Genomic DNA, 2642 nt, shown 5'->3' on the forward strand with positions numbered 1-2642 from the left:
AACTTGTTTTACGGGGCAGGAACCATGAAAGCAGATCAAAAAATGGGCGAGGGGAACTATTCTCTTGCTAGTCATCATATTTTTACACCTGAAAATGCAGATCAGATGCTCTTTTCTCCCTTGACTCACGCCAAAGCAGGTATGAAGATTTATCTGACTGACAAGGATAGAGTATACACCTATGAGATTCGTGAGGTTAAGCACGTCACTCCCGATCGGGTGGATGAAATTGAGGATCGTGAAGGAGTTAAGGAAATTACACTGGTAACTTGTGTGGACTATAACGCAACAGAACGAATTATCGTCAAAGGTGATTTTAAAGAAGTCAAAGATTATTCTAAAACATCTGATGATATCTTAAGTGCCTTTAATAAACCATATAAACAACGCTATTAAACTCTAATGAACCAGTGAAATAGTCATTTCGCTGGTTTTTGTGTGAACATTAAAAAACTCTTAAAGAAAAAGATGAGAAATATTACAAGCGGAATTTTTTGAATAAAATTTTCATATCTTACGGGAAACGCTTTCTAGAAAACAAAAAATATGTTATAATTATCACAAATAAAAGTTTTAGGAGTTTTTTATGGTCTCTTCAGAATTTATCTCAAAGATTGAATTTGCTTGCAAGAAGAAAGAAAGTCTTTATAGCCAAAGCAAGTTTAAGTATGCGATCCGTTCCATGTTTGCAGGTGCCTTTCTAACATTTAGTACAGCTGCGGGTGCAGTTGGAGCTGACTTGATTAATAAGATCGCACCTGGTAGTGGACGTTTCCTCTTCCCTTTCGTTTTTGCTTGGGGATTGGCCTACATTGTTTTCTTGAATGCTGAGCTGGTAACTTCAAATATGATGTTTTTGACAGCTGGTAGTTTCTTGAAAAAAATCTCATGGAGAAAAACAGCTGAGATTTTACTTTACTGTACCTTGTTCAATCTCATCGGAGCTTTGATAGCAGGTTGGGGCTTTGCCCACTCAGCAGCCTATGCAAATCTAACACATGATAGTTTCATCTCAGGGGTTGTAGAGATGAAGTTAGGCCGTTCCAATGATCTAGTCTTACTTGAAGGTATTTTAGCCAATATCTTTGTAAACATTGCCATTCTTTCATTTGTTTTGGTGAAAGACGGTGGGGCCAAACTTTGGCTTGTCTTGTCAGCAATTTACATGTTTGTATTTTTAACAAACGAACACATTGCTGCGAACTTTGCTTCTTTTGCGATTGTTAAGTTCAGTGTTGCTGCAGATTCTATTGCTAACTTTGACATACCTAATATTCTTCGTCACTGGGGCGTGACCTTTGTCGGGAACTTTATCGGAGGAGGTCTCTTGATGGGCTTGCCATACGCCTTCCTCAATAAAAATGAAGATACTTATGTAGATTAAAAAACGAGCACGAGTGAATCGTGCTTTTTTGTTTGATGTATAAGACTAGTCATAGTTGTTCTTTATATCAAAATATAAGAAAACGGTATTGGAAAAGGCTAGCCCAAGATGATACAATATCCCTAATGAAGCTATTTGGAGGTCGTCATATGACTCGTGATTTTAAATTTGAAACCCTACAATTACATGCTGGGCAAGTAGTTGATCCAGCGACCAAATCTCGTGCAATACCAATTTATCAAACAACATCCTTCGTTTTTGATGATACGCAGGAAGGTGCTGATCTGTTTGCCTTGAGAAAACCAGGGAACATTTATACTCGTATCACAAATCCTACAACAGCAGCCTTTGAAGAAAGAATCGCTGCTCTTGAAGGTGGTGTTGGAGGCATCAGGTATGGCTGCTGTAACCTACACTATTTTGGCGCTTGCTCACGCAGGTGACCATGTGGTGGCTGCGTCAACCATTTACGGTGGAACCTTCAATCTTTTGAAGGAAACCCTGACTCGCTACGGCATTACAACGACTTTTGTGGATGTGGATAATTTAGAGGAAGTGGCTGCTGCTTTACAAGACAATACAAAGTTGATCTTACTAGAAACATTAGGAAATCCTTTGATCAATATTCCTGATTTGGAAAAGGTCGCAACCATTGCGCATGAGCATAAGATCCCTTTGGTATCGGATAATACATTTGCAACCCCTTACTTAATCAATGTTTTCTCTCATGGGGTAGACATTGCCATTCATTCTGCAACCAAGTTTATCGGTGGGCATGGTACGACTATTGGAGGAGTGATTGTCGATAGCGGTCGTTTTGACTGGGCAGCTTCAGGGAAATTCCCTCAATTTGTTGAGGAAGACCCAAGTTACCATAACTTGAGCTATACCCGGGATGTGGGTGCAGCAGCCTTTATTATCGCTGTTCGTGTTCAATTGCTTCGTGATACAGGTGCTGCCTTGTCGCCATTTAATGCCTTCCTCTTGCTTCAAGGACTTGAAACTCTTTCACTTCGTGTGGAACGCCATGTGCAAAATGCTGAGAAAATTGTTGATTTTCTTGTAAATCATCCTAAGGTAGAAAAGGTCAATTATCCAAAACTTCCTGACAGTCCTTACTATGAACTAGCGAAGAAATATCTACCAAAAGGTGTTGGTTCAATCTTTACCTTCCATGTCAAAGGTGGAGAAGCAGAAGCTCGCAAGGTAATTGATAATTTGGAAATCTTCTCTGACCTTGCGAACGTTGCAGATGCTA

2 protein-coding genes and 1 pseudogene are annotated in these 2642 nt (G+C 39.6%); all 3 read left to right on the forward strand.

Translation table 11 applies throughout. From position 1 onward, the window contains the following. The coding region (locus tag SORDD16_RS04145; RefSeq protein WP_128973470.1) for a class A sortase at positions 1-396 on the forward strand (396 nt) is incomplete at its 5' end. A gap of 190 nt (positions 397-586) precedes the next feature. After that, positions 587-1384, forward strand: a complete 798-nt coding sequence (locus tag SORDD16_RS04150) for a formate/nitrite transporter family protein (RefSeq protein WP_061452481.1) — start codon at positions 587-589, stop codon at positions 1382-1384. A 149-nt stretch (positions 1385-1533) separates the two neighbouring features. After that, a pseudogene (locus tag SORDD16_RS04155) lies at positions 1534-2642 on the forward strand (O-acetylhomoserine aminocarboxypropyltransferase/cysteine synthase family protein); the annotation flags it as partial.

This window comes from Streptococcus oralis (assembly GCF_001578945.1).
GTDB classification, from domain to species: domain Bacteria; phylum Bacillota; class Bacilli; order Lactobacillales; family Streptococcaceae; genus Streptococcus; species Streptococcus oralis_Q.